The organism is Streptomyces sp. NPDC002911, from assembly GCF_053591835.1.
This window is the reverse complement of the sequence record NZ_JBSFUO010000007.1, coordinates 63803-88561: the sequence shown is the minus strand read 5'-3', so window position 1 is coordinate 88561 and position 24759 is coordinate 63803. Positions and strand designations below refer to the sequence as shown.

Annotated in this window: 27 protein-coding genes and 1 pseudogene; 18 read left to right on the top strand and 10 right to left on the bottom strand. The window is 69.4% G+C overall.

The annotated features are described in order from the left end of the window. Positions 1 to 38 precede the first annotated feature (38 nt). The 3 genes from ACWD04_RS13450 to ACWD04_RS13440 all read right to left on the bottom strand — a co-directional run bounded on the left by ACWD04_RS13450 (position 39) and on the right by ACWD04_RS13440 (position 2794). Positions 39 to 1019, bottom strand: a complete 981-nt coding sequence (locus tag ACWD04_RS13450) for a COX15/CtaA family protein (RefSeq protein ID WP_451131308.1) — start codon at positions 1017 to 1019, stop codon at positions 39 to 41. Positions 1020 to 1103: 84 nt separating this feature from the next. Then, on the bottom strand, positions 1104 to 1871 hold the full coding sequence (locus ACWD04_RS13445; protein ID WP_451131306.1) for an ABC transporter permease: 768 nt from the start codon (positions 1869 to 1871) through the stop codon (positions 1104 to 1106). After that, positions 1868 to 2794, bottom strand: a complete 927-nt coding sequence (locus tag ACWD04_RS13440) for an ABC transporter ATP-binding protein (RefSeq protein ID WP_451131304.1) — start codon at positions 2792 to 2794, stop codon at positions 1868 to 1870. The genes ACWD04_RS13445 and ACWD04_RS13440 overlap by 4 nt, the downstream gene beginning before the upstream one ends. 234 nt (positions 2795 to 3028) lie before the next feature. Here ACWD04_RS13440 and ACWD04_RS13435 point away from each other — a divergent pair, with 234 nt between their 5' ends. The 8 genes from ACWD04_RS13435 to ACWD04_RS13400 all read left to right on the top strand — a co-directional run bounded on the left by ACWD04_RS13435 (position 3029) and on the right by ACWD04_RS13400 (position 9620). After that, on the top strand, positions 3029 to 3778 hold the full coding sequence (locus ACWD04_RS13435; RefSeq protein ID WP_451131302.1) for a helix-turn-helix transcriptional regulator: 750 nt from the start codon (positions 3029 to 3031) through the stop codon (positions 3776 to 3778). Continuing rightward, entirely contained in the window at positions 3775 to 5196 is a 1422-nt protein-coding gene (gene sufB, locus ACWD04_RS13430) for a Fe-S cluster assembly protein SufB (protein WP_451131300.1), read from the top strand. The genes ACWD04_RS13435 and sufB overlap by 4 nt, the downstream gene beginning before the upstream one ends. Before the next feature lie 71 nt (positions 5197 to 5267). Continuing rightward, positions 5268 to 6449, top strand: a complete 1182-nt coding sequence (gene sufD / locus ACWD04_RS13425; RefSeq protein ID WP_451131298.1) for a Fe-S cluster assembly protein SufD — start codon at positions 5268 to 5270, stop codon at positions 6447 to 6449. Beyond that, positions 6449 to 6766 (top strand): bifunctional 3-phenylpropionate/cinnamic acid dioxygenase ferredoxin subunit, encoded by a 318-nt coding sequence (locus ACWD04_RS13420; RefSeq protein ID WP_018555702.1) that lies wholly within the window; start codon positions 6449 to 6451, stop codon positions 6764 to 6766. Before sufD ends, ACWD04_RS13420 begins: the two co-directional genes overlap by 1 nt. A gap of 7 nt (positions 6767 to 6773) precedes the next feature. Then, positions 6774 to 7538: a Fe-S cluster assembly ATPase SufC gene (sufC, locus tag ACWD04_RS13415; RefSeq protein WP_451131296.1), complete on the top strand. Its 765-nt coding sequence runs from the start codon at positions 6774 to 6776 to the stop codon at positions 7536 to 7538. Further along, a complete protein-coding gene (locus ACWD04_RS13410) occupies positions 7535 to 8803 on the top strand; it encodes a cysteine desulfurase (RefSeq protein WP_451131294.1) in 1269 nt (422 codons plus the stop codon). The genes sufC and ACWD04_RS13410 overlap by 4 nt, the downstream gene beginning before the upstream one ends. Before the next feature lie 26 nt (positions 8804 to 8829). After that, positions 8830 to 9285 (top strand): Fe-S cluster assembly sulfur transfer protein SufU, encoded by a 456-nt coding sequence (sufU, locus tag ACWD04_RS13405; protein ID WP_451131292.1) that lies wholly within the window; start codon positions 8830 to 8832, stop codon positions 9283 to 9285. Further along, on the top strand, positions 9282 to 9620 hold the full coding sequence (locus ACWD04_RS13400; RefSeq protein ID WP_030974666.1) for a metal-sulfur cluster assembly factor: 339 nt from the start codon (positions 9282 to 9284) through the stop codon (positions 9618 to 9620). The genes sufU and ACWD04_RS13400 overlap by 4 nt, the downstream gene beginning before the upstream one ends. A 293-nt stretch (positions 9621 to 9913) precedes the next feature. On the opposite strand, the gene ACWD04_RS13395 is transcribed toward ACWD04_RS13400, so the two are convergent. The 6 genes from ACWD04_RS13395 to ACWD04_RS13370 all read right to left on the bottom strand — a co-directional run bounded on the left by ACWD04_RS13395 (position 9914) and on the right by ACWD04_RS13370 (position 16362). Then, complete coding sequence (locus ACWD04_RS13395; protein WP_451131290.1) at positions 9914 to 11062, bottom strand: DUF7847 domain-containing protein; 1149 nt, start codon at positions 11060 to 11062, stop codon at positions 9914 to 9916. A 202-nt stretch (positions 11063 to 11264) separates the two neighbouring features. Further along, positions 11265 to 12269 carry a 4-hydroxythreonine-4-phosphate dehydrogenase PdxA gene (locus tag ACWD04_RS13390; protein WP_451131288.1) on the bottom strand — a complete coding sequence of 335 codons (1005 nt, stop codon included), beginning with the start codon at positions 12267 to 12269 and terminating at the stop codon, positions 11265 to 11267. Then, positions 12266 to 13921: a tripartite tricarboxylate transporter permease gene (locus ACWD04_RS13385; RefSeq protein WP_451131286.1), complete on the bottom strand. Its 1656-nt coding sequence runs from the start codon at positions 13919 to 13921 to the stop codon at positions 12266 to 12268. The genes ACWD04_RS13390 and ACWD04_RS13385 overlap by 4 nt, the downstream gene beginning before the upstream one ends. Then, positions 13918 to 14457, bottom strand: a complete 540-nt coding sequence (locus tag ACWD04_RS13380; protein WP_451131284.1) for a tripartite tricarboxylate transporter TctB family protein — start codon at positions 14455 to 14457, stop codon at positions 13918 to 13920. The genes ACWD04_RS13385 and ACWD04_RS13380 overlap by 4 nt, the downstream gene beginning before the upstream one ends. Continuing rightward, on the bottom strand, positions 14454 to 15419 hold the full coding sequence (locus ACWD04_RS13375; protein ID WP_451131282.1) for a tripartite tricarboxylate transporter substrate binding protein: 966 nt from the start codon (positions 15417 to 15419) through the stop codon (positions 14454 to 14456). Before ACWD04_RS13375 ends, ACWD04_RS13380 begins: the two co-directional genes overlap by 4 nt. Positions 15420 to 15627: 208 nt before the next feature. Continuing rightward, positions 15628 to 16362, bottom strand: a complete 735-nt coding sequence (locus tag ACWD04_RS13370) for a GntR family transcriptional regulator (RefSeq protein ID WP_451131280.1) — start codon at positions 16360 to 16362, stop codon at positions 15628 to 15630. A 171-nt stretch (positions 16363 to 16533) separates the two neighbouring features. Between ACWD04_RS13370 and ACWD04_RS13365 the strand changes: the two genes are divergently transcribed. The 8 genes from ACWD04_RS13365 (at position 16534) to dapD (ending at position 22873) form a co-directional block, all read left to right on the top strand. Next, complete coding sequence (locus tag ACWD04_RS13365) at positions 16534 to 17499, top strand: sugar phosphate isomerase/epimerase family protein (protein ID WP_451131278.1); 966 nt, start codon at positions 16534 to 16536, stop codon at positions 17497 to 17499. Further along, positions 17496 to 19226, top strand: a complete 1731-nt coding sequence (locus ACWD04_RS13360) for a dihydroxyacetone kinase family protein (protein ID WP_451131276.1) — start codon at positions 17496 to 17498, stop codon at positions 19224 to 19226. Before ACWD04_RS13365 ends, ACWD04_RS13360 begins: the two co-directional genes overlap by 4 nt. Beyond that, entirely contained in the window at positions 19226 to 19687 is a 462-nt protein-coding gene (locus tag ACWD04_RS13355; RefSeq protein WP_451131274.1) for a ribose-5-phosphate isomerase, read from the top strand. The genes ACWD04_RS13360 and ACWD04_RS13355 overlap by 1 nt, the downstream gene beginning before the upstream one ends. 1 nt (position 19688) lies before the next feature. After that, a complete protein-coding gene (locus tag ACWD04_RS13350) occupies positions 19689 to 20447 on the top strand; it encodes a triose-phosphate isomerase (RefSeq protein ID WP_451131272.1) in 759 nt (252 codons plus the stop codon). Then, the gene (locus tag ACWD04_RS13345) at positions 20444 to 20860 is read left to right on the top strand and encodes a VOC family protein (protein WP_451131271.1); all 417 of its coding nucleotides are present in this window, start codon (positions 20444 to 20446) and stop codon (positions 20858 to 20860) included. Before ACWD04_RS13350 ends, ACWD04_RS13345 begins: the two co-directional genes overlap by 4 nt. Before the next feature lie 102 nt (positions 20861 to 20962). After that, the gene (locus ACWD04_RS13340; RefSeq protein ID WP_451131269.1) at positions 20963 to 21283 is read left to right on the top strand and encodes a DMT family transporter; all 321 of its coding nucleotides are present in this window, start codon (positions 20963 to 20965) and stop codon (positions 21281 to 21283) included. Further along, a complete protein-coding gene (locus tag ACWD04_RS13335) occupies positions 21283 to 21831 on the top strand; it encodes a TetR/AcrR family transcriptional regulator (RefSeq protein WP_451131267.1) in 549 nt (182 codons plus the stop codon). The genes ACWD04_RS13340 and ACWD04_RS13335 overlap by 1 nt, the downstream gene beginning before the upstream one ends. Before the next feature lie 43 nt (positions 21832 to 21874). Then, positions 21875 to 22873 (top strand): 2,3,4,5-tetrahydropyridine-2,6-dicarboxylate N-succinyltransferase, encoded by a 999-nt coding sequence (gene dapD, locus ACWD04_RS13330; RefSeq protein ID WP_451131265.1) that lies wholly within the window; start codon positions 21875 to 21877, stop codon positions 22871 to 22873. On the opposite strand, the pseudogene ACWD04_RS13325 reads toward dapD, so the two are convergent. Continuing rightward, positions 22870 to 23101: pseudogene (locus ACWD04_RS13325) on the bottom strand (4-hydroxy-tetrahydrodipicolinate synthase); the annotation flags it as partial. The gene dapD and the pseudogene ACWD04_RS13325 sit on opposite strands and share 4 nt — an antisense overlap. A gap of 158 nt (positions 23102 to 23259) precedes the next feature. On the opposite strand from ACWD04_RS13325, the gene ACWD04_RS13320 reads away from it, so the two are divergent. Both ACWD04_RS13320 and ACWD04_RS13315 read left to right on the top strand, forming a co-directional pair. Continuing rightward, on the top strand, positions 23260 to 23883 hold the full coding sequence (locus tag ACWD04_RS13320; RefSeq protein WP_451131263.1) for a DUF4232 domain-containing protein: 624 nt from the start codon (positions 23260 to 23262) through the stop codon (positions 23881 to 23883). A gap of 83 nt (positions 23884 to 23966) precedes the next feature. Next, a complete protein-coding gene (locus ACWD04_RS13315; RefSeq protein ID WP_451131261.1) occupies positions 23967 to 24674 on the top strand; it encodes an antibiotic biosynthesis monooxygenase in 708 nt (235 codons plus the stop codon). The last annotated feature ends 85 nt before the right edge of the window (positions 24675 to 24759 follow it).

Below are 24759 nucleotides of genomic sequence, written 5' to 3'. Positions count from 1 at the left end.
GAAATGCGGGGCGAATCGTGCCGGGGAGGCCTTCTTGCTCAGTGCGCGGCAGCGTGCTCCGGCCGGTCTCCGGCCGTCGGCGCGGGAAGGACGACGTCGGCCACCAGGCGCTCGCGCAGCGACAGCAGTAGACGCAGCACCGCGATCCACAGCAGGGCCGAGCCGAACATGTGGAGGCCGACCAGGATCTCCGGTACGTCGTTGAAGTACTGCACGTATCCGATGACGCCCTGAGCCACCAACACGATCAGCAGGTCCCGGGCGCGTGCCCGGGAGTCGACGGGAGCGTCGACGACGCGCAGGGTGAACCACATCGCGATGGCGAGGGCGCAGACGGCCCAGGCGGCGATGGCGTGGATGTGCGCGGCGGCGTTCCAGTCCCACGGCATGCGCGGTACGTCGCTGCTGTCACCGGCGTGCTTGCCGGACCCGGTCACGGTGGTGCCGAGCACGATCAGGACGACCGTGGTGGCGACGACGGCCCAGGACAGCTGGCGTACCGGACGCGGGGCGCGCGGGCGCCGTGCGCCGTCGCCCTCACCGATCCGCACCCAGGTGATCACGGCCACCGTGAGCAGGCAGTTGGCGAGCAGGAAGTGCCCGGCCACCGACCACGGGTTGAGACCGGCCCAGACCGTGATACCGCCGATGACGGCGTTTCCCATCACCAGCCAGAACTGCGACCACGCCAGGCGGGTGAGACCGCGCCGACGGGGTTTCAGGGCGCGCGCCGCGATGATCGCCCAGCCGACCGCGGCCGACAGGACGTACGTGAGCATCCGGTTGCCGAATTCGATGGCGCCGTGCAGACCCTGCTCCGGCGTGGCGAAAAGGCTGTCGTCGGTGCACTTGGGCCAGGTGTCGCAGCCCAGGCCGGAACCGGTCAGCCGCACCGCGCCGCCGGTGATGATGATGAAGACGCTCATCATCACCGCGGAGAGTGCGGCGCGCTTGGCCGTCTTCACCGACGGAGTCCAGCGCTTGGCGATGTAGGAGATGGGGGTTTCCACGCGCACCATCGTAGGGAACGGCTTGTGCAAGTTTTCACGAGGGGTGGTCCGTTCCCGGATGACCCGGCACATCAGCGGTATGCCGGTGCCCGCTCACTCCCAGCGGAAGAACCTTGCCGCCGCTCCCAGCCCCAGCACCGCCCAGACCGCCAAGGTCGCCGCGTCGCCCCAGGGCATCGCCGCGCCGTGCTGCAGGACCTCCCTGAGCCCGTCGGAGAGCGCCGAGATCGGGAGCATGCCCAGGACCGACTGCGCCGCGTCCGGGAACTTGTCCAGCGGGACGACGACCCCGCCGCCGACCAGCAGCAGCAGGAAGACCAGGTTGGCCGCGGCCAGCGTCGCCTCGGCCTTCAGCGTCCCCGCCATCAGCAGCCCGAGTCCGGAGAAGGCCACGGTGCCCAGCACCAGGAGCAGCAGCGCGGCGAACGGATTGCCCGCGGGTGACCAGCCCAGGGCGATGGCGATCACCGTCAGCAGGACGATCTGCAGCACCTCCGTGACCAGCACCGAGAGGGTCTTCGCCGTCATCAGGCCCCAGCGGGGCAGCGGCGAGGCGCCCAGCCGCTTGAGCACCCCGTAGCGGCGCTCGAAACCGGTCGCGATCGCCTGGCCCGTGAAGGCCGTGGACATCACCGCGAGTGCGAGGACGCCGGGCGCCAGGAAGTCGACCGGTTCACCCGCGCCGGTGTCGATGATGTCGACCGCGCTGAACAGCACGAGCAGCAGCGTCGGGATGACCACAGTCAGCAGCAGTTGCTCGCCGTTGCGCAGGAGCATCCGCGTCTCCAGCGCGGCCTGCGCGGCGATCATGCGAGGCAGCGGGGCGGCGCCGGGGCGCGGGGTGTACGTACCGGCGCTCATGCGCGCAGCTCCTTGCCGGTCAGTTCCAGGAAGACGTCCTCGAGGGTGTGCCGCTCCACCGCGATGCCGTCCGGCATCACGCCGTGCTGGGCGCACCAGGAGGTGACGGTCGCGAGCAGCTCAGGGTCGATCTGCCCGGTGATGCGGTACGCGCCGGTGGTGAGCTCGGCCGCCTCGCTGCCGTCCGGCAGCGCCTTCAGCAGCGAGCCGAGGTCCAGACCGGGGCGGCCGGTGAACCGCAGGGTGTTTTCGGCGCCGCCGCGGCACAGTTGCTCGGGGCTGCCCTGGGCGATGACGTGGCCCGCGTCGATGACGGCGACGTCGTCGGCGAGCTCCTCGGCCTCGTCCATGAAGTGGGTGGTGAGGACGACCGACACCCCGTCGGTGCGCAGCTCCCTGATCAGGTTCCAGGTGGAGCGGCGGGCCTGCGGGTCGAGACCGGCCGTCGGCTCGTCCAGGAAGACCAGCTCGGGGCGGCCGACGACGGCCATGGCCAGCGCCAGGCGCTGCTGCTGGCCGCCGGAGAGCCGACGGTAGGTGGTCCGGCCGCAGCTGCCGAGTCCGAGCCGCTCGACGAGCGCGTCGACGTCCAGCGGATGGGCGTGCAGCTTGGCCATGTGGCGCAGCATCTCGTCGGCGCGGGCGCCGGAGTAGACACCGCCGGACTGCAGCATCACGCCGATCCGGGGGCGGAGCGCCGAGGCGTCCGCGACGGGGTCGAGGCCGAGGACCCGTACGGTCCCCTCGTCCGGCCGGCGGTAGCCCTCGCAGGTCTCGACCGTGGTCGTCTTCCCGGCGCCGTTCGGGCCGAGGACCGCGGTCACCGCACCCGCCGCGACCTCCAGATCGAGGCCGTTGACCGCCGTCTTGGTGCCGTACCGCTTGACAAGGCCCCTTGCCTGTACGACGGGCTCGCTGCTCATGGCGGGCAAGTCTAGGCTGGCCGGACCGGGGTCCGGCCAGCCGGGTTCCCCGGCGTCATCGGGGTGCTCCCGGGGGCCCGGCCGCCGGTGGGACCGGAGGGCTCCCACCTGCGGCGGCCTGTCGTGATCGGCTGTTTTCGCAGGTCAACTTAGGTATGCCTAAGTGATGAAGGGCACCGCGCCCGGTTCCGAGGTGGGTTGTCACGCCCGAAGGAATTACGCAACAATGGCGTTGTGAAATACGTTGGCGAGGCTCCTCAGGAGGAACTCGCGACCGGTGAGCGTTCGACGCGCAACCGGGTCGCGCGCTCCATCCTGAACCACGGGCCGTCCACCGCCGCCGATCTGGCGAAGCGTGTCGGCCTGACCCAGGCCGCGGTGCGCCGTCACCTGGACGCCCTCGTCTCCGACGAGGTGGTCGAGGCCCGCGAGCAGCGGGTCTACGGAGCGCGGACCCGTGGCCGTCCGGCCAGGGTCTTCGCCCTCACCGACTGCGGCCGGGACGCGTTCGACCAGTCCTACGACAAGCTCGCGGCCGACGCGCTGCGCTGGATCGCCGACACGGCGGGGGATGAGGCGCTCGTCGCCTTCGCCCGCGCCAGGATGACCGCCCAGTTCGAGACGTACCGCGCCGTGATCGAGGTCGCGGGCCCCGAGGCGCGCACCGAGGCCTTGGCCAAGGCCTTGTCCGCCGACGGGTACGCTGCTACGGCGCGTAGCGCGCCGGGCGCCCAGCAGGGCGAGCAGCTCTGCCAGCACCACTGCCCGGTCGCGCACGTAGCCGAGCAGTTCCCGCAGCTGTGCGAGGCGGAGACGGAATTCTTCTCCAGTCTGCTCGGGACCCATGTGCAGCGTCTCGCCACCCTCGCCCACGGCGACGGTGTGTGCACGACGTTCGTTCCGCGCGGCAGCCCCGCAGCAGCACAGGCTTCACAGACCACCCATACAGCATCTGCAAGTACGGCCGGGAGGAACCCCGCATGACGCTCCCTACGGAGACTGCCCACCCTGAGCTCGAGGGTCTGGGTACGTACGAATTCGGCTGGGCCGACTCCGACGCGGCAGGCGCGGCGGCCAAGCGCGGCCTGTCCGAAGCTGTCGTCCGTGACATCTCGGAGAAGAAGAACGAGCCGGAGTGGATGCTCAAGCTCCGGCTCAAGGGCCTGAAGCTGTTCGGCAAGAAGCCCATGCCGAACTGGGGCTCGGACCTGTCGGGCATCGACTTCGACAACATCAAGTACTTCGTGCGGTCCACGGAGAAGCAGGCGGAGTCCTGGGAGGACCTGCCCGAGGACATCAAGAACACGTACGACAAGCTCGGCATCCCGGAGGCGGAGAAGCAGCGCCTGGTCGCCGGTGTCGCCGCGCAGTACGAGTCCGAGGTGGTGTACCACCAGATCAACGAGGAGCTCGAGGCGCAGGGTGTCATCTTCATGGACACCGACACCGCGCTCAAGGAGCACCCGGAGCTCTTCAAGGAGTACTTCGGCACCATCATCCCCGTCGGTGACAACAAGTTCGCCTCGCTGAACTCCGCCGTGTGGTCCGGCGGCTCCTTCATCTACGTGCCGAAGGGCGTGCACGTCGAGATCCCGCTCCAGGCCTACTTCCGTATCAACACGGAGAACATGGGCCAGTTCGAGCGGACGCTGATCATCGTCGACGAGGACGCCTACGTCCACTACGTCGAGGGCTGCACCGCGCCGATCTACTCCTCGGACTCGCTGCACTCCGCGGTCGTCGAGATCATCGTGAAGAAGGGCGGCCGCTGCCGCTACACGACCATCCAGAACTGGTCGAACAACGTGTACAACCTGGTCACCAAGCGTGCCGTGGCGTACGAGGGCGCGACCATGGAGTGGGTCGACGGCAACATCGGCTCCAAGGTCACCATGAAGTACCCGGCCGTCTACCTGATGGGCGAGCACGCCAAGGGCGAGACCCTGTCCATCGCATTCGCGGGCGAGGGCCAGCACCAGGACGCCGGCGCCAAGATGGTCCACATGGCACCGAACACCTCCTCCAACATCGTCTCCAAGTCGGTGGCACGAGGCGGTGGCCGCACCTCTTACCGGGGACTCATCGAGATCGGCGAGGGCGCGCCGGGCGCCAAGTCCAACGTGCTGTGCGACGCGCTGCTCGTGGACACCGTCTCCCGCTCCGACACCTATCCGTACGTCGACGTCCGCGAGGACGACGTGTCGATGGGTCATGAGGCGACCGTCTCCAAGGTCTCCGAGGACCAGCTCTTCTACCTGATGAGCCGCGGCATGACGGAGTTCGAGGCCATGGCGATGATCGTGCGTGGCTTCGTCGAGCCGATCGCCAAGGAGCTGCCCATGGAGTACGCCCTGGAGCTCAACCGGCTGATCGAGCTGCAGATGGAGGGTTCGGTCGGCTAGCACGGCCGCGCGCCGTCCGCCGATCGAATCCCCGAGAGTTCCTGACTGAGAAAGCGAGCACTACGACAGCCATGGCTGAGGCTCAGAACATTCCGGTGGGGTCCACCACCGCCGGGTCCATCGCGGTGGCCGCCGAGTCGACCGTCGCCACGCGCATGAGCGCACCCCCGTCCTTCGACGTCGCGGACTTCCCGGTCCCGCACGGCCGCGAGGAGGAATGGCGGTTCACTCCGCTGGAGCGGCTGCGCGGACTGCACGACGGCACCGCCGTCGCGACCGGTGGCGGTGTCAAGGTCGTGATCGAGGCGCCCTCGGGCGTCACGGTCGAGACCGTCGGCCGCGACGACGCGCGGCTCGGCAGGGCGGGCACCCCGGCGGACCGTGTCGCCGCCCAGGCGTACTCGTCCTTCGAGCAGGCCTCGGTCGTGACGGTCGCCAAGGAGGCCGTGCTCACCGAGCCGGTGCGCATTGCCGTGCACGGCGAGGGCGGTGTGGCCTACGGCCATCAGGTCATCGAGCTGGGCGCCTTCGCAGAGGCCGTCGTCGTCATCGACCACACCGGTGACGCGGTGTTCGCCGCCAACGTCGACTACGTCCTGGGCGACGGTGCGAAGCTCACCGTCGTCTCCGTCCAGGACTGGGACGACGAGGCCGTCCACGTCGGTCAGCACAACGCGCTGATCGGCCGGGACGCCTCCTTCAAGTCCATCGTCGTCACCTTCGGCGGCGACGTGGTCCGCCTCCACCCGCGGGTCGTCTACGCGGCCACCGGCGGCGAGGCGGAGCTCTTCGGTCTGTACTTCACCGACAAGGGCCAGCATCAGGAGCACCGCCTCCTGGTCGACCACAACGCACCGCACTGCAAGTCCAACGTGGCCTACAAGGGCGCGCTGCAGGGCGACGGCGCACACGCCGTCTGGATCGGCGACGTCCTCATCGAGGCGGCCGCCGAGGGAACCGACACCTACGAGATGAACCGCAACCTGGTTCTCACCGACGGTGCCCGGGTCGACTCCGTGCCGAACCTGGAGATCGAGACCGGCGAGATCATCGGCGCCGGCCACGCCTCGGCGACCGGCCGCTTCGACGACGAGCAGCTGTTCTACCTGCAGTCCCGCGGTATCCCGGCCGAGGACGCCCGCAGGCTCGTCGTGCGCGGCTTCTTCGCCGAGCTGGTCCAGCAGATCGGTCTGCCGGACGTCGAAGCCCGCCTCCTCGACAAGATCGAGACCGAGCTGAAGGCGTCGGTCTGATGGCCTTCGTCAAAGCCTGTGCGCTGAGCGAGCTGGAGGACGACACCCCGAAGCGGGTGGAGCTCGACGGCACGCCGGTATCCGTCGTCCGCACCGAGGGCGAGGTGTTCGCAATCAACGACATCTGCTCGCACGCGAACGTCTCGCTGTCGGAGGGCGAAGTGGAGGACTGCTCGATCGAGTGCTGGCTGCACGGATCGAGCTTCGACCTCCGCACCGGCAAGCCGTCCGGCCTTCCCGCGACGCGCCCCGTCCCCGTATACCCCGTAAAGATCGAAGGGGACGATGTGCTCGTCTCCGTCACCCAGGAGTCCTGAGTCACCCATGGCAACGCTTGAAATCCGCGACCTGCACGTCTCCGTCGAGGCCGACAACGCCACTAAGGAGATCCTCAAAGGCGTCGACCTGACCGTTAAGCAGGGCGAGACCCACGCCATCATGGGCCCGAACGGGTCCGGCAAGTCCACCCTCGCCTACTCGCTCGCGGGTCACCCCAAGTACACGATCACGAGTGGCACGGTGACCCTGGACGGCGAGGACGTCCTGGAGATGTCCGTCGACGAGCGCGCCCGCGCCGGCCTGTTCCTCGCCATGCAGTACCCGGTGGAGATCCCCGGCGTCTCCGTCTCCAACTTCCTGCGCACCTCCGCCACCGCCGTCCGCGGCGAGGCGCCCAAGCTGCGTACGTGGGTGAAGGAGGTCAAGGAGACGATGGCCGGGCTCCAGATGGACCCCGCCTTCGCCGAGCGCAACGTCAACGAGGGCTTCTCCGGCGGTGAGAAGAAGCGTCACGAGATCCTCCAGCTGGAGCTCCTCAAGCCGAAGGTCGCGATCCTCGACGAGACCGACTCCGGCCTGGACGTCGACGCGCTGAAGACCGTCTCCGAAGGCGTCAACCGCGTGCGCGAGTCCGGCGAGGTCGGCACCCTGCTGATCACGCACTACACACGCATCCTCAAGTACATCAAGCCCGACTACGTGCATGTCTTCGCCAACGGCCGGATCGCCGCTTCCGGTGGCGCCGAGCTCGCAGACACGCTGGAGAACGAGGGCTACGAGGCCTACACGAAGGGTGGCGCTTCCGCGTGACTGACGCCCGACAGGGGCTCTCCGGCCTCCTCGACACCGAGGCGATCCGCAAGGACTTCCCGATCCTGGACCGCACGGTCCACGACGGCAAGAAGATCGTTTACCTGGACAGCGCGGCGACCTCGCAGAAGCCGCGCCAGGTGCTCGACGCGCTCAACGAGTACTACGAGCGGCACAACGCCAACGTCCACCGCGGTGTGTACACGATCGCCGAGGAGGCCACCGCGCTGTACGAGGGCGCTCGCGACAAGGTCGCGGCCTTCATCAACGCACCCAGCCGCAACGAGGTGATCTTCACCAAGAACGCCTCGGAGTCACTCAACCTCGTGGCCAACATGCTCGGCTGGGCCGACGAGCCCTACCGGGTCGACAGCGACACCGAAATCGTCACCACGGAGATGGAGCACCACTCCAACATCGTGCCGTGGCAGCTGCTCTCGCAGCGCACGGGCGCGAAGCTGAAGTGGTTCGGCATCACGGACGACGGCAGGCTGGACCTGTCCGACATCGACGAGATCATCACGGAGAAGACGAAGATCGTCTCCTTCACCCTGGTCTCCAACATCATGGGCACGATCAACCCGGTCGAGAAGATCATCCGCCGTGCCCAGCAGGTAGGCGCGCTGGTCTGCATCGACGCCTCGCAGGCGGCCCCGCACATGGTGCTCGACGTGCAGGCGCTGCAGGCCGACTTCGTGGCCTTCACCGGCCACAAGATGGTCGGCCCGACGGGCATCGGCGTGCTCTGGGGACGGCAGGAGCTCCTGGAGGACCTGCCGCCGTTCCTCGGCGGCGGCGAGATGATCGAGACCGTGTCGATGCACTCGTCGACGTACGCGCCCGCGCCGTACAAGTTCGAGGCCGGTACGCCCCCGATCGCGCAGGCCGTCGGCCTCGGCGCGGCCGTGGACTACCTCTCGGCCATCGGTATGGAGAACATCCACCGCCATGAGCAGGCGATCACCGAGTACGCGGTGAAGCGGCTTCTGGAGGTCCCCGACCTGCGGATCATCGGTCCGGCGACGGCCGAGGACCGCGGTGCGACGATCTCCTTCACGCTCGGCGACATCCATCCCCACGACGTGGGTCAGGTACTCGACGAACAGGGCATCGCCGTCCGGGTCGGACACCACTGCGCACGGCCGGTATGCCTGCGGTACGGAATTCCTGCGACGACGCGAGCGTCGTTCTATCTGTACTCCACGCCCGCCGAGGTCGACGCCCTGGTGGACGGCCTGGAGCATGTGCGGAACTTTTTCGGTTAGATGGCAGAGCGGCTGAGGGTTGACTGGTGAAGCTTGATTCCATGTACCAGGAAGTGATCCTGGACCACTACAAGCACCCCCACGGGCGTGGCCTGCGGGACGGCGACGCCGAGGTGCACCACGTCAACCCGACGTGCGGCGACGAGATCACGCTCCGCGTGAAATACGACGGCGACACCATCGTCGACGTCAGTTATGAGGGCCAGGGCTGCTCCATCAGCCAGGCCAGCGCGTCCGTACTCAACGAACTGCTGGTCGGCAAGCAGCTCGGCGATGCGCAGAAGATCCAGGAGACATTCCTGGAACTGATGCAGTCCAAGGGCCAGCTGGAGCCGGACGACGCGATGGAGGAGGTGCTGGAGGACGCGGTCGCGTTCGCCGGTGTCTCCAAGTACCCGGCCCGGGTCAAGTGCGCGCTGCTGAGCTGGATGGCGTGGAAGGATGCGACGGCGCAGGCGCTGTCCGAAGGGAAGACGGCATGAGCGACAACGAGACCCTCACGACCAAGCCGGCCTCCGAGGAGGAGGTCCGCGAGGCGCTGTACGACGTGGTCGACCCCGAGCTGGGGATCGACGTCGTCAACCTGGGCCTGATCTACGGCATCCACATCGACGACGCGAACATCGCTACGCTCGACATGACGCTGACGTCCGCGGCCTGTCCGCTGACCGATGTCATCGAGGACCAGGCGAAGTCCGCGACGGACGGCATCGTCAGCGAGCTGCGGATCAACTGGGTCTGGATGCCGCCGTGGGGCCCGGACAAGATCACCGACGACGGCCGTGAGCAGCTTCGCGCGCTCGGCTTCAACGTCTGATTCCAGCCGTTGTCCGTTCAGGGGCGATGAACGGCCATGCCCGCCAGGCAGACTGGCGGGCGTGGCCGTTCGTTTTTCCCACTCGCCGTCGACGCCCACGATCTGCCGTAGCTCGCCCGCTTCCGGTGCGGGGCGCTGGACCGGCAGGTGCTGTCCGAGGCCGAGGACGAGTCGCCATCGGCGCCGAAGCGTCCGCGATGCCGGGCATGTGCTTCGGCTCCGGCCCGAGGGCGACGAGTTCTGCGTGCTCAGGCCGAAGAACTCGCCGGGGGACCGACCGGGGCCCGGCCTGATCACCACTGCGGGGCGGCGCCCCCGTACGGCGGTGCCATCGGTCCCTGCTGCGGTACGCCGGCCGCCTCGGCCAGTACCGGGCCCAGGTTCTCCGTCCGTATCCGCCGGTCGACGTAGAGCAGACCGGCGACCAGCTGCGGGAACGTCGTAGAGATGATCTGGCTCACCAGCCCGCCCAGCATGGTGGCGATCAGATAGCCGCTCATCGCGACCATCAGAGCTGTGGGGCTCGGGTCGTCGTCCAGCGACGCCGTCCCGATGATACCGGGGAAGACGCCGAGTACCGAGAACGGTATCTGGACGACATAGCCGGCCACGGCCGCCATGAGACCGGCCAGCAGCACGATGCCGAAGATCCGCCACCAGTCGCCGCGCACCAGCTCGGACGAGCGCCGCAGCGCGGCGACGGGCCCCTGGCCCTCGAAGACCACGGCCGCCGGTGCCAGGCAGACCTTTATCCAGAGCCAGACGGCAAGCGGCCCGGTGATCAGGGCGCCGACGATGCCCACGGTGATGGTGATGGCGGCGCCGCCATCACTGGCCATGGTGACGAGGCTGATGACCGCCGTGGTGAGGGCCGCTGTGAGGAGCAGTACGGGCACGATGGCGACCAGGGCGGTGAGGATCAGAGCGCCGATCACGGGAACGACACGGGACCACGCCCTGCGCCACACCGTCGCGAAGGCGATGGGCCTGCCCAGGACCGCCTCCTGCAGCACGGCGGGAACCGCCGCGTACATCAGGCTGGAGACGATCGTCACGGTGGCGATGCCCAGCAACGCGAGGAGGCAGCCCGCGGTCACGAGCGGGACGAGGTCCGCGGACGAAGCCTCCTCGCCGTAGTCGAGGAAGGCCACCCGCTCCAGGTGTTCGGAGACGGCGGAGTAGGCGATGGCGACCGCCGCCGTCATCAGCAGCGCGGCGCCGCCGTAGAGGGCGGCGGCCAGGCCGAACAACTGCTTCCAGTACCTGCCCATCGTCGTGAACGCCCCGCCCAGCACGTCCCCCAGCCTCAGCGGGGCGAGCGGTATCACCCCTGGCTTCGGCGGCGGCGCCCAGCCGCCCCAACCCGGCGGCCCCCCGTAGGGACTTCCGCCGTACGGCGCGCCCCCGTAGGCGCCCCCGCCCCACCCTGCGTCCTGCGCCACCACTGCTCCGTTGTTCGTATCGTCCGGTCGTCATCCGGTCCTACCGGTGCGGACACCGTAGCGTCCCGGGGGCGCTCCCGAATCCGGGTCTGGGGGGCATACAGGAGATTCCGGTGAGACGGGTCTTGGTCCGCCAGCACATCCCCTGGGCGGGAAGACTGACGGGGCTCGCCTGCGGGCTCCGCTCACGGCCGCCGTCGATTCATGCCCGTGCCGCCCGGCGGGCGCCTATGCGGACCGCCAGGTCGAAGGCGTTCTGGATGGATCCGGTGTTGGCGACGCCTTTGCCGACGACGTCGAAGGCCGTTCCGTGAGCCGGGGTGCAGATGGGGACCGGCAGGCCTCCGGCGATGGTCACACCGCCGTCGAAGCCCATCAGCTTCATCGCGATCTGGCCCTGGTCGTGATACATGGTCAGGATGCCGTCGAAGTCTCCGGCCTTTGCCCGCAAGAAGATGGTGTCGGACGGAAACGGTCCATGGATGTCGATGCCCTCACCGGCCAGGTCGGCGATCCCGGGGCCGATGATGTCCAGCTCGTGACGGCCGAACTTGCCGTTCTCACCCGCGTGCGGGTTGAGCGCGCAGACCCCGATCCTCGGTGCTTCCAGACCGGACTCCCGCAGCACTCGGTCCAGGAGGCGGCCCGCCCGTACGACGTTCTCCTGTGTGATGCCCGCGTCGACCTCCGCGATCGAGACGTGAGAGGTGACGCGCGCGGTCCACAGGCCGGGAAGAACGTTGAGCTCCGAGGTGAAGTCCTTCACGTCCAGGACCTCTTCGAACCAGCGCAGTTCGTCGTTCTCGGTCATACCCGCCAGGTGGAGGGACGTCTTGTTGAGCGGGGCGAAGAGGATGGCGTCCGCCTCACCGCGCTTCGCCATGTCGAGGGCGGTCCGGAGGTTGCCGAGTGCCCAGCGGCCTCCGGCCTCCGTGGCCTTGCGCCGCTCGAAGGTCTGCACGGGACGGGCGGCACTGTTGTCGTGCAGCAGTGGGACGCCCTCCGCCGGCTCGGTGGAGTGGACGACGGGGAAGCCGGATTCCTCGCCCGCCGCCTTCAGCTCGGTCTCGTCGGAGATGATCACGATGTCGGCGGCAGAGGTGTTCTCCGGGCGGGACAGCAGCTTCGCGATCAGCTCGGGGCCGACACCTCCCGGGTCGCCGAGGGTGACGGCGATGCGGGGGCGGTTCGTGGTCGTGGTGCTCATGACTGCCTTTCCTGGTTGGCGGAGCTGTCCCGGTCTGCCGGCCGGGAAGGGGCATCGCCGGTGCGGGTGGAATCGTCGGCGGGGGCGGGCGGCGACGTGTCGGCGCCCGCCATGGGCTCGCCCGCCGGAGCGCCGACGGATTCGAGGACCTTCGCGTCGGCCGTGTGGGGCGTGTCGCTCTTCGTGCGTATCGCCTTGCCGGCTGCGGGCCCGGCAACGAGCACGGAGGCGAGAAGGAGGATGCCGATCGCCGTCCCACTGTCGGCGATCTGGGGCAGTACGGCGCCCTCTCCGAGTGCCGAGGTCTGAACCAGGGCCTTCTCGAAGAGTGGGCCGATCACCAGGCCGAGCACCAGCGGTGCGACGGGCAGATTGAGCCGCTTCATGCCGTAGCCGATGAGGCCGAAGACGATCACGATCCAGATACTCAGCATGCTGTTCTTGACGGAGTACGCGCCGATCAGGCTGGTGACGATGATCAGCGGGTACAGGATCGCGTACCGGATACGCAACAGTTGGGCGAACACCGGGGCGAGTGGCAGGTTCAGCAGGAGCAGGATCACGTTGCCGATGAAGAACGAGGCGAGCAGGCCCCAGACCAGCGTGGGCTGGTTGTCGAACAGGAGCGGGCCGGGCTGGATCCCGTAGATCAGGAACGCGCCGAGCAGGACGGCGGTGGTGGCGCCCCCCGGAACCCCCAGGACCAGCGTGGGGACGAAGTTGGCGTTGGAGGCCGCGTTGGTGGCGGCGTCGGGCGCGACCACGCCTTCGATGGCGCCGGTGCCCAGTTTCCTGCGATGCCTGGAGAAGCGTTTCTCCACTCCGTACGCCATGAACGACGCCAATGTGGTTCCGGCGCCGGGGAGACAGCCGATCAGGAATCCGACGACCGTCCCCCGGACGGTTGAGGGGGTTGCCCGCCTGAGGTCCTCCCTGGTGAGCATCAGGTCGCGGAAGCGGGCCTTGATGGGTTGCGCCATTCCGGTGTGGAGCTGGTTGAGGAGTTCACCGATGGCGAAAAGACCGATCATGACCTCGACGTACGGCACGCCGCCGAACAGGTCGATCTGGCCGAAGGTGTAGCGGGGGGTGCCGGAGCCCACGTCGACGCCGATGCAGGCGATGAGGATGCCGCAGAGTCCGAGCCCCATGCCGAGCAGCAGGTTCTTGCCCGAGAACACGACGATGGTGCAGAGGCCGAGGATCATGACGGCCAGCATCTCGGGAGGACCGAAGTCCAGGGCGAGTCCGGCGAACAGGGGCGCGACTGCGGCGAGCGCGATCAGGGAGACCATCGCGGAGACGAAGGCGCCCAGGGCCGAGATGGCCAGGGCGGGCCCCGCCCTGCCCTGCCGGGCCATCCGGTAGCCGTCCAGGGTGGAGACGACGGAGGAGGCCTCGCCCGGGGTGGCGATGAGGATGGCGGTGATCGTGGCCCCGAACTGGGAGCCGTGGTAGATGCCCGCGAGCATGATCAGCGCGGTCAGCGGGTCGAAGGTGAGGGTCACCGGGATGAGGATGGCCACGCCGGTGGCCGACCCGAGACCCGGCAGAATGCCGATGACGGTACCGAGCAGGACTCCGACGAAGCACCAGAGGAGGTTCTCGGCGCTGAGAGCAGCGCCGAAGCCGGTGACGATGTTGTCGATCACAGGACGCTCCACAGGGCGGGATCGAAGAGACCGAACGGCAGCGGCACCCGCAGCACCACGACGAACAGGAGGTACGAGACGACGAGGACCCCGGCAGCGGTGGCCAGGGCCGCCGGCCGGCGCATCCGCTCGACGACTGCGGTCAGGAACAGTGTCATCAGGGCCAGGGCCGGCAACATGCCCAGGACGGGGATCAGCGCTGCGGTGACGATCATGGCGGCGGTGACGACGACGAGCTTGCGGCGCATCGCGCGGCGTTCTTCCGCCGTGTGTTCCGCGGACTCCTCGATGTGTCCGTCGCCTTCGAGGACGGAACCGCTGCGCAGTTCCTGACTCACCAGGCCGAGTCCGACGAGCAGCAGGAGAAGTCCGGCCGTGCGCGGCAGCGCGCCGGCCCCGATCGTGCCGTCCTCCGGGTTGGTCCACGAGTAGGCGAAGGAGCCGAGGAAGAACAGGCCGCCGAAGGCGGCGAGCAGGGTGTGCGCGGCGAGGACGGCCCGTCTGCCGCGAGCGGGCGCGGCGGGAGCACTGCTCATGACATCGCCTCCTGCATCTGCTTGTCGTAGTCGTCGAGGTACTTCTCGAAGTCGTCACCGGCGACGTCGACCGGTATCAGCAGGTCGCTCTTGATGTAGTCCCGGTAGGAATCGGACCGCATGGCCTTGTGGATCGCCTTGATCCAGTAGTCACGCTGGACTTCTGCGATGCCGTCGGGGGCCAGTACGCCGCGCCAGATGGTGACCTGGGCGTCCAGTCCCTGTTCCTGGGCGGTCGGCACCTTGCCGAGCAGAGGATCGTCATAGCGTTCACCGGTGAGAGTGCACAGCGCCTTGAAGTCGCCGCTCTCCAGGTATGGCTTGGCGGCCGCGGCGCTTGCGGGAGCCACGTCGATCTGGCCGCCCAGCAGGCCGGTGAGGACCTCGCCGGTGGAGCCGTACGGGACGACGGAGAACGTGCCGCCGTTTTTCTCGAATTCGGACACGACGAGGGAGTCCGCGCCGGTCTTGCCGCTGGAGCCCGTCTTGACGGGCTTGTTCCTGCTCTGCTCCACCAGTTCCCGGCAGGTGCCGTACGGGGAGTCCTTGCCTACGACGACCATGCGCGAGTCCTGCGCGAACATCACCAGCGGGGTGAAGTCCCGGTAGGTGAAGGGCACGTCGTAGGCGATCGGCAGGGTGTTCAACGCGCTCTCGGCCACCAGGAGAGCGTTTCCATTGCCCTTCTCGGCCATGAAGGTGGCCCAGCCCACCGCACCGGAGCCCCCTTCCTTGTTCTCGACGTTGACGTCGAAACCCGCCTCGAGTTCGTTCAGACCCTGGGCGACGATCCGGGCCGAACGGTCGCTGCCGCCACCGGGGGCGAATGCGACGAGGGCGGACACCGAGCCTCGGGGAGCCCAGTCGTCGGTGACCGGAGGGCTCGTGTTCAGCAGCGAGCACCCCGAGACCAGCGTGATGGCGCTTGAGGCGGCCAGCGCCATGCGCAAAGGTGGCTTCATCTTCGTAGCCTTCTGGCGTCGGGGAAGAAAGGTCTCCGGGTCACCATCCCTGCGACATCAGAGATCCTATTGGATATGTGGATGAAGTTAGGTGGTGCCGCAGACGTTGGCAAGAGGTGGAGCAAACGTACGACCGCAGGAAACGGCCGCGGGGGCATCGCGTGATGCGATGCCCCCGCGGCCGGAGAGAAGACGATGCGGACGAGGATCAGCCGTCGGCGGACACCCGCCGCGCCACGGCCGCCAAATGGTCGCGCATCGCACTGCGTGGCCGGTCCGGGTCGCCGGACGAGAACGCGGCGAGGATGGCGGCATGCTCGTCGATGGCCTGCTCCAGGTCCATCGTGCCGTGGTCCACCGTCTGCCGGAGCCGGTGGACGTGAGCGCCCAGCGACTCGACGGACTGATTGAGGAAACTGTTCCCCGCCGCGCGGATGATCGTGAGGTGGAACTCCCAGTCCGCGGCGAAGTATTCGCGCAGATCGGCGAAGTCGGTCGGCCCGTCTTCGCTGCCGCGCAGCTTGCGCACCCGATGGGCGGCCAGGACGTGCCGGGCGTGGGCCGCCTGCAGGTCCGGCACCAGATCCTCGGCGTGAGCCGCCGCCCGCTCGACCGCCGCGGTCTCCAGGATGCCGCGCATGTCGAAGAGCTCGGCGAGCTGGCCCGGCGAGAGCGGCGGTGCGACGCGATAGCCCTTGAGTGCTGTCCGCGTCACCAGGCCGGTGTGTTCGAGCTGCACCAGCGCCTCGCGCACGGGTGTCGGTGACACCTGGAGCTCCCGGGCGAGCGAGTCGATGCCGAGCGAACTTCCGGGCGGTGCCGAGCCGTCGAGGAGTTTCTCCAGGATCGCGTCGTACACGCCGTCACGGAGGGCTCGTCGCGGCACCACCACGGTCCGGGAGCGCGGCTTCCTGTCGTGGCCATCAGTCTCATTAGTGGTCATCTCACCGGCAACCCTAGCGCGACGAGGCACTCGCGGCGGACTAAGCCCAGAGCCCCTACTTAAAAGATCCTATAGGGTCTACGATAACGCTTGCGGTTGCCTGTCCATTGCCCGTGGGCGTCCACGGACAGCGGCTACCCGAACTCCCCCTGACCCCGAACCGGAGGCAGCATGCCCCAGACCCCGCAGGACTGGCCGATCGGGGCCGCGCTCCTGCAGTTTCCCGACACCACCTCGGACGGCACCCCCGTCCAGGACGCCCCCGCCGCCGAATGGGCCGCAGTCCTGAACGAGGTCACCGCCGAGGGCTTCGACCACGTCGATCTCACCGACAGCTGGCTGCGCCCCGGAGACCTCTCCCCCGAACGGCTGGGCGAACTGATCCGAACGCTCAAGGAGCACGAGCTCGGCATATCCGCCGTCTCGGTCACCCGGCGCAGCGTGATCGACCCCGACCCGAATGTGGCGGAGGCCAACCTCGCCTACCTGCTGCGCACCGTCGACGCTGCTGCCGAGCTCGGCACCACCGTCGTGTGCGCCGGTCTCCACCGGCCGCTGACAGAGGCTCAACGACGGGCTGTGTGGTTCTGGCACGAGCCCGGAGGCAGCGACCCGAAGGGTGATGAACGCACCTGGGCCCTGGCAGTGGACCGGCTGCGTGCCGTCGGCGCACGCGCGGCCCAGCACGGGCTGCGCCTCTCACTGGAGATGTACGAGGACACCTACCTGGGCACACCGGAGAGTGCCGTCCGTTTCGTGCGTGACATCGGTCTGCCGAACGTCGGCATCAACCCGGACATCGGCAACCTGGTCCGGCTGCACCGGCCGGTGCCGCACTGGGAGGAACTACTGCTCCCGGTGCTGCCGCACATCAACTACTGGCACGTGAAGAACTACTACCGGGACTTCGACCCGGCCACAGGCGCCTACTTCACGGTTCCGGCCCCCGTGGAGGGCGGCGTCATCGACTACCGCCGCGCCCTCGGACTCGCCCTGCGGGCCGGCTTCGACGGCCCCATGTGCACCGAGCACTACGGCGGCGACGGTCTCGGTGTGTCCGCTCGTAACCGCGACTACCTGCGCCGCCTCCTCGCGGCGAAGCTCCCCGCGGCCGCACCGGGAGAGGTGGGGCCGTGACCCTGCTCGTCAACGACCCGGGTGCCTTCGCGGAGGAGGCCCTCGCCGGGTTCGCAGCCGCCCACTCCGAAGATGTGAGCGTCCTGCACGGCGGCGTCGTACGGGCCTCCGCCACACCTGCCGGACAGGTCGCCGTCGTCATCGGCGGCGGAACCGGCCACTACCCCGCCTTCGCGGGATGGGTCGGCCCGGGTTTCGCCCACGGCGCCGCGTGCGGCAACATCTTCGCCTCGCCGTCCGCCTCCCAGATCTGTTCGGTGAGCCGGGCTGCTGAGAACGGCGGGGGTGTGGTCCTCGGCTTCGGCAACTACGCTGGCGACGTCCTCCACTTCGGGCAGGCGGCCGAGCAGCTGCGGTCGGAGGGCATCGACGTCCGCCTCCTCGCCGTCACCGACGACATCGCCTCCGGGCCGCCCGACGAGCCCGGGCTGCGCAGGGGCATCGCCGGCGACCTGCCTGTGCTGAAGATCATGTGCGCGTCCGCCGAGGCGGGGCGCACCCTGGACCAGGTCGAGGCCGTGGGGCGGAAGGCGAACGCCGCAACCCGCTCCCTCGGTCTCGCGTTCGACGGCTGCACCCTCCCGGGCGCCGACCGGCCCCTCTTCACGGTGAACAACGGGCAGATGGGCGTCGGCCTCGGCATACACGGCGAGCCTGGAATCGGGCAGCGCCCCCTGCAGACGGCCGACGAGACCGCCGACCTGCTGGTGGACGGTGTGCTGGCCGAGCTCGTCGAGGCCGCCGGGGCTGTCGGGGGAACCGACCGCATAGCCCTGCTCCTCAACGGGCTCGGCGCCACCAAGTACGAGGAGTTGTACGTCGTCCATCGACGTGTGGCCGAGCGGCTGACGGCGGAAGGGCTCACCGTCGTCGCTCCGGTGGTCGGTGAGCAGGTCACCAGCCTGGGAATGGCGGGTCTCTCCCTGACCGTCACCTTCCTCGACGCCGACCTGGAAGAGCTGTGGAGGGCTCCGGCCACCACTCCCGCCTTCAGCCGTGGCCACCTCGCTCCGCGCCCGCCGCGCCGTGCCGTCCTCAGCTCAGCACGCCGCGTGCCGTCCGTCGTCCCGGCTGACGCCGGCTCCCGGGCGCTCGGCGCACGGATCGCCGAGGCGCTGCAGGTCATGCGGGACACGGTCGTCACACACGAGAAGCGGCTCGGCGACATCGATGCCGTAGCCGGAGACGGTGACCACGGCCTCGGCATGCGACGGGGTGCCGAAGCCGCGGCCACTGCGGCCGGGGAAGCCGTATCTCTCGGCGGCGGCGCCCGCACCGTCCTGTCCCAAGCCGGGGCGGCATGGGCGGAGCGTGCAGGCGGCACGTCAGGCGCTCTCTGGGGGGCTGCGCTGACCGCGTTCGGCTCGGCAGTCGGCGACGCGGGCGACGCCGACGGCGCACGGATCGCCGCAGGCGTACGGGCCGCGGTGGACGCGGTGCTCCAGCTGGGCGGGGCAAGGCCGGGGGACAAGACCCTCGTCGACGTCGCGGTCCCCTTCGCGGACCGGCTGGAAGCCGGGCTGGAACGCACCGGCTTCGCAGCGGCATGGACGGACGCAGCCCTCGCCGCGGAACAGGCTGCGCAGGCGACCGCCTCGATACCCGCACGGCGGGGCCGGGCCCGCGCTCACGGCGACCGCAGCCTCGGCACCCCTGATGCGGGTGCCGTCTCCCTCGCCCTCATCGTTTCCGACCTCAGCTTCCACTTTCGGCAGGAGAATCACTGATGCGTATCGTCGTCGGCTCCGACAGCGCGGGATTCGACTACAAGGAGGTACTCAAGACCGAGCTGGCCGCTCACTCATCGGTGACGGACGTCGCCGACATCGGTGTGCACGCAGGCCAGGACACCGACTACCCCCATGTAGCCGTCGAGGCGGCACGCCTGGTGGCCGAGGGCAAGGCCGACAGGGCGCTGCTGGTGTGCGGAACCGGGCTCGGTGTCGCCATCGCCGCCAACAAGGTCAAGGGCGTACGCGCGGTCACCGCCCACGACTCGTTCTCCGTGGAGCGCTCCGTCCTCTCCAACAACGCCCAGGTGCTCTGTCTCGGACAGCGCGTCATCGGCCTGGAGCTGGCCCGCCGGCTCGTCAGGGAGTGGCTGACGTACACCTTCGACGCGTCCTCGCCGTCCGCGGCCAAGGTGGACGCGCTGTGCGCGTACGAGCCCACGAACGGCCGGGGCTGACGTGCGTGACCTGTGGATCGGCACCAGTTTCAAGATGACCAAGACGCGAGCGCTGTCGGTCGCCTACGCCACGCGGCTCCGCTCGGCGCTCGGCGACGGCATACCGGGTGTCCAGCCGTTCGTCATACCCCCGGCGACCGCGCTGGCCGAGGTCTCGGCGGTGTTCGGTGAGGACCCCAGCGTCCTGACCGGCACGCAGAACGCGCACTGGGAGGACGAGGGCGCCTGGACCGCCGAGATCTCGGTGCCGCAGGCCGCCGACGCGGGTGCGAGCATCGTCGAGATCGGCCACTCGGAGCGGCGTGAGCACTTCGCGGAGACCGACGCCACCGTCGCAGCCAAGGTCGCCGCCACGCTTCGGCACGGACTGACGCCGCTGCTGTGCTGTGGCGAGAGCGCGGAGATCTTCGCCCGGGGCGGGTCCGTCGAGCATGTCCTCGGACAGGTGGCCGCTGCGTTCCACGGCCTCGCCGACACCTCACGGGCACTGATCGCCTACGAGCCGGTGTGGGCGATCGGAGCACACGGTCGCGAACCGCGCCCGGAGGAGATCGCCGCCGTGCACGAAGCACTGGCCGCCGAATGGGGCGACCGGGTCACCGGCGTGCTCTACGGCGGCTCCGTCAACGTCCACAACGCTGCCGGCCTCCTCGGTGTGCCGGGCGTGAACGGCCTGTTCGTGGGCCGCGCCGCCTGGGACATCGAGGGCTACCTCGCACTGCTGGAGACCGGGCGACGGCACGCGGAGGCAGTCGCATGACGGCACTCGTCTCCGGCGACCGAATCGACCATGTCGCCTATGCCGTCAGGGATATCGACGCTGCGCTGCCCTGGTGGACCAACACGCTGGGGCTCCCTCTCGTCCACGACGAAGTGGCCGAGGAGCCCGGGTCACGCCTCGCGTACCTCCTTGCGGGCGGACTTTATGTTCAGCTCGTGCAACCCATGCGCCCCAACGCCGTCAAGGACTTCCTCGACACCCATGGCGAGGGTCTGCACCACGTCGCCTTCCGGGTCGCCTCGCTGGCCGGGACCCTCGCGCGGCTCGGCGACCCCGCAGCGGTCTTCGCGGGGGGCCGGGGCTGCGACGCCTGCTTCCTGACCACCGCTCCGTCCGGGCTGCACATCGAACTCGTGCAGCCCGGCCCCGCTTTGCCCGGCCGATCTCGATGAACCTGGTCTCGGACCCGGAATCCAGATGTCGCCCGGAGCGGTAGAAGCAGGGGCCCCGCGCGATGTGTACGACCGTACGTAACCTTGTGTACGCTTGTACGCATGGGATACGGATTGCTGGCCGCGGCCATCGCGGCGGAGGTGGCCGGGACGACGGCCATGAAGTACAGCGAGGGCTTCACCCGGCTGTGGCCCTCCGTCATCACGGTCGTGGGCTATGTGCTGGCCTTCGCGCTGCTCGCCCAGACCCTCAAGACGCTCTCGGTCGGCACCGCCTATGCCATCTGGGCCGGAGCGGGCACCGCAGCCGTCGCCGCCATTGGCATCCTCTGGATGGGTGAGTCCGCGGGTCTCGCCAAGATGGCCGGCATCGCACTGATCATCGCCGGGGTCGTCGTCCTCAACCTCGGAGGAGCCCACTGATGGCCCGGCGGTACGACCCCGGTCGGCGTGAGCGCATCATCGACGCGGCCATCCGCGTCGTCGCGGACCGGGGCCTCGCAGGCCTAAGCCATCGCACGGTGGCGGCCGAGGCCGATGTGCCGCTCGGCTCGACGACGTATCACTTCGCCTCGCTCGACGAACTGCTGATCGCCGCCCTGCGGCGGTGCAACGACAGCTTCGCCCGGACGGTGCGGGAGAGCTCGTACTTCGCCGACCCCGCGGTCCCGCTCGCCGATGAGCTGACCCGGCTGATGGGGGAGTGGTTCGCGGCGGGACGGGGACCGCTGGCGCTGGAGTACGAGCTGTACCTCGCGGCCCTGCGCAGGCCCGCCCTGCGGCCGGTCGCCACCGAATGGGCCGACGCCCTGGCCGGACTGATCGCCCACCGCACCGACCGTGCCACCGCGCGGGCGCTCACGGCCCTGCTGGACGGGATCAGCCTCCAGGTGCTGCTCACCGGCGGTGAGTTCGACCCTGAGTACACCCGGGAGATGCTGGCCAGGGTCGCGGACGGGGCGGTCCGGTGAGACCGGTTCGCCCGCGCGGGGCTCGGACGGTTAGGTTCTGTTCATGACCGACACGACTTCCCAGGGCTCCGCCCGCACCACCGGCGCCGTCGCCGCCGGCCTCGCCACCGTCGCCGGTGACGGCACCGTCCTCGACACCTGGTTCCCCGCCCCCGAGCTCGCCGCCGAGCCGGGGCCGGCCGGAACGCAGCGCCTCAGCCCCGAGGAGGCGGTGAACCGTCTCGGCGAGGGCGCGGCCAAGGCCCTCGGCGTCGACGCGCGCCGCGGGGTGGAGGTCGTCGCCGTGTCCACGGTCATCTCCTCGCTGGACGACAAGCCGCTCGACGCGCACGACACCTACCTGCGGCTGCACCTGCTCTCGCACCGTCTCGTCCAGCCCCATGGGCAGAACCTCGACGGCATCTTCGGCTTCCTCGCCAACGTCGCCTGGACCTCGCTGGGCCCGGTGGCCGTCGACGACCTGGAGAAGGTCCGGCTCAACGCCCGGGCCGAGGGCCTGCACCTCCAGGTGACCTCGGTGGACAAGTTCCCCCGGATGACCGACTACGTCGCGCCCAAGGGCGTGCGGATCGCCGACGCCGACCGGGTCAGGCTCGGGGCACACCTCGCCGCGGGCACGACCGTGATGCACGAGGGCTTCGTCAACTTCAACGCCGGTACCCTCGGCACCTCCATGGTCGAGGGCCGCATCTCCGCCGGCGTGGTCATCGGTGACGGCTCCGACATCGGCGGCGGCGCGTCCACGATGGGCACGCTGTCCGGCGGCGGCAAGGAGCGCATCGCCATCGGGCAGCGCTGCCTGATCGGCGCCGAGGCCGGCGTCGGGATCGCGCTCGGCGACGAGTGCGTCGTCGAGGCCGGGCTGTACGTCACCGCCGGTACCCGGGTCACGATGCCGGACGGGCAGGTGGTCAAGGCCCGGGAGCTGTCCGGCGCCTCGAACATCCTCTTCCGCCGCAACTCGGTCTCCGGCGCCGTCGAGGCCCGCCCGAACAACGCCGTGTGGGACGGGCTCAACGACGTTCTGCACAGCCACAACTAACCGGTAGCGACGAGGAGTTCCTCGTACACGCCCCGCAGCCCGCCGGTCGCCTCGCGGCCGGCGGGCTGCAGTGGTTCGCGGACCGGGCCCGCGTCCAGCAGCGCCTTCGCCGTGACCGTGCCGGGCAGGCCGGCGGCCGTCATGGCCTCGACCGGCGGGGCGGCGGGGCGGCGGGGCGGCGGGGCCGTTGGGACGGGCGGCCTCCGCGGTGTTCGGCGTCCCGAAGGCGTGGGCGTGTGGGATCTCATCTCCGCAGCCTCGGCCTCCGGTGGGGGTGGGTCCACTCAGTTCTGCTCGGGGTTGCGGTCAGGAGATGTCGGACAGTGGGCGCGGTCTGGCATGATCGAACAGAGTGACGGACCGTTCCAGGGGTGGGGTCAAGCGGCATGCGCGTACGCAGGACGATCTCGGCAGCCGTGTTCACGGCGGCCTCACTGACGCTGTCCGGCTGTGCGGGCTTCCTCGTGCCCGCGGGGGAGGGGGAGCCGGGCCCCACACCGAGCCCCGCCGGCACGACGCGGCCGGCGGAAGCCGGGGCCACGACGGACGCGCCCGCCCAGGGAGCGCCGAGCCCCGTGGAGCCGACCGGCGGCTGCCCGGCCTCCGGAGTGGTCGTGGAGATGGGCCCCGTCGAGACGGCGATGTTCGCCCGGGCCGTCATGCTCACGCTCACCAACTGCGGGAAGCAGCCGTACCGCGTGCACGGCTACCCGTCCGTCCGTGCGCTGGGCGACGACGGCGAGCGCATTCCTGTTCCCGTGAACGCGGGCGGATCGATGTTCGGCAACGACGAGGGGCCGGAGGAGGTCATGCTGAAACCCGGCGCGAGTGTCCGGTCGACGCTGGCCTGGGTCTCCACCAAGGAGGGCGGCGACCTCATCGAGGGTGACGCCCTGGAGATCGCCGCCGCCCCGGACACGGGAGCGCGGGTCTTCCCGCTGGAGGGCCACGACATACGCCTGATGGACGAGCTGAACACGACGGCCTGGCGGTCGAAGCCGACCGGATGACCGGCCTTGACCTCAAGCGCACGTGACGTATGAGGGTGTGATCGAGGGCGTACCGCAGGGGCGCGCCCGGAGAGGATCGCACCGTGCCGTCCGTACATTTCAACTCCCGTCCCGATCTGACCCGTTCCGATGTCGGCATCGTCAAGGTCAGTACCTGGGACGCCGGTACCCCGGACCGGCAGCGGCGGACCGTCGAAGCCGTTCGTGAGGCCTGGGGCAGCCGTGACTGGCCGCATCCCGGGCTCCTCACGTACACCGTGCACACCGGGGAGGACGGGAAGACGCTGCTCCACTACTCGCAGTGGTCCGACGAGGAGGCGTACCAGGACTTCGTGCACAGCGGCCGCGACGCGCGCAACGCCGAGGTCGACGCGGCCGTTCCCGGTATCGAGCGGCTCGGGCTGCACACCTTCGAGTTGTATCGTTCGGGGCTCCGGGAGGGCCGCACACGCGAGCCGGGCTGCGTCGTGATCGTCGACGTCGAGTTCGCGGGACCGGACCCGGCACGCCAACGGGACTGGGTGGACGCCGTTTTCGAGGCGATGGCGACCGGACCGGAACCGGTGCCCGGCGGTATCTCCGCACATTTCCACGTCGGCACGGCAGGGGACCGTGTGCTCAACTACGCCGAGTGGGAGACCGCGCAGGCCCACATCGACGCGCTCGCATCCGACGGCGAAGGCATCGGCACCGCGACGCCCCAGTGGAAGCGGGTGCAGAGTTACCCGGGCATGACAGGCGGTGGCGTACGGCGCTACACCCCGGCGCTCAGCCTCGCGGCGGGACTGTAGCGGAACCGGGCGGCACGGGACGAAATGCGTCTACGCTGGGGCGGCGGCCAAGGCCCCGTACGCACCGGGCCGGCCCCTTCGCACA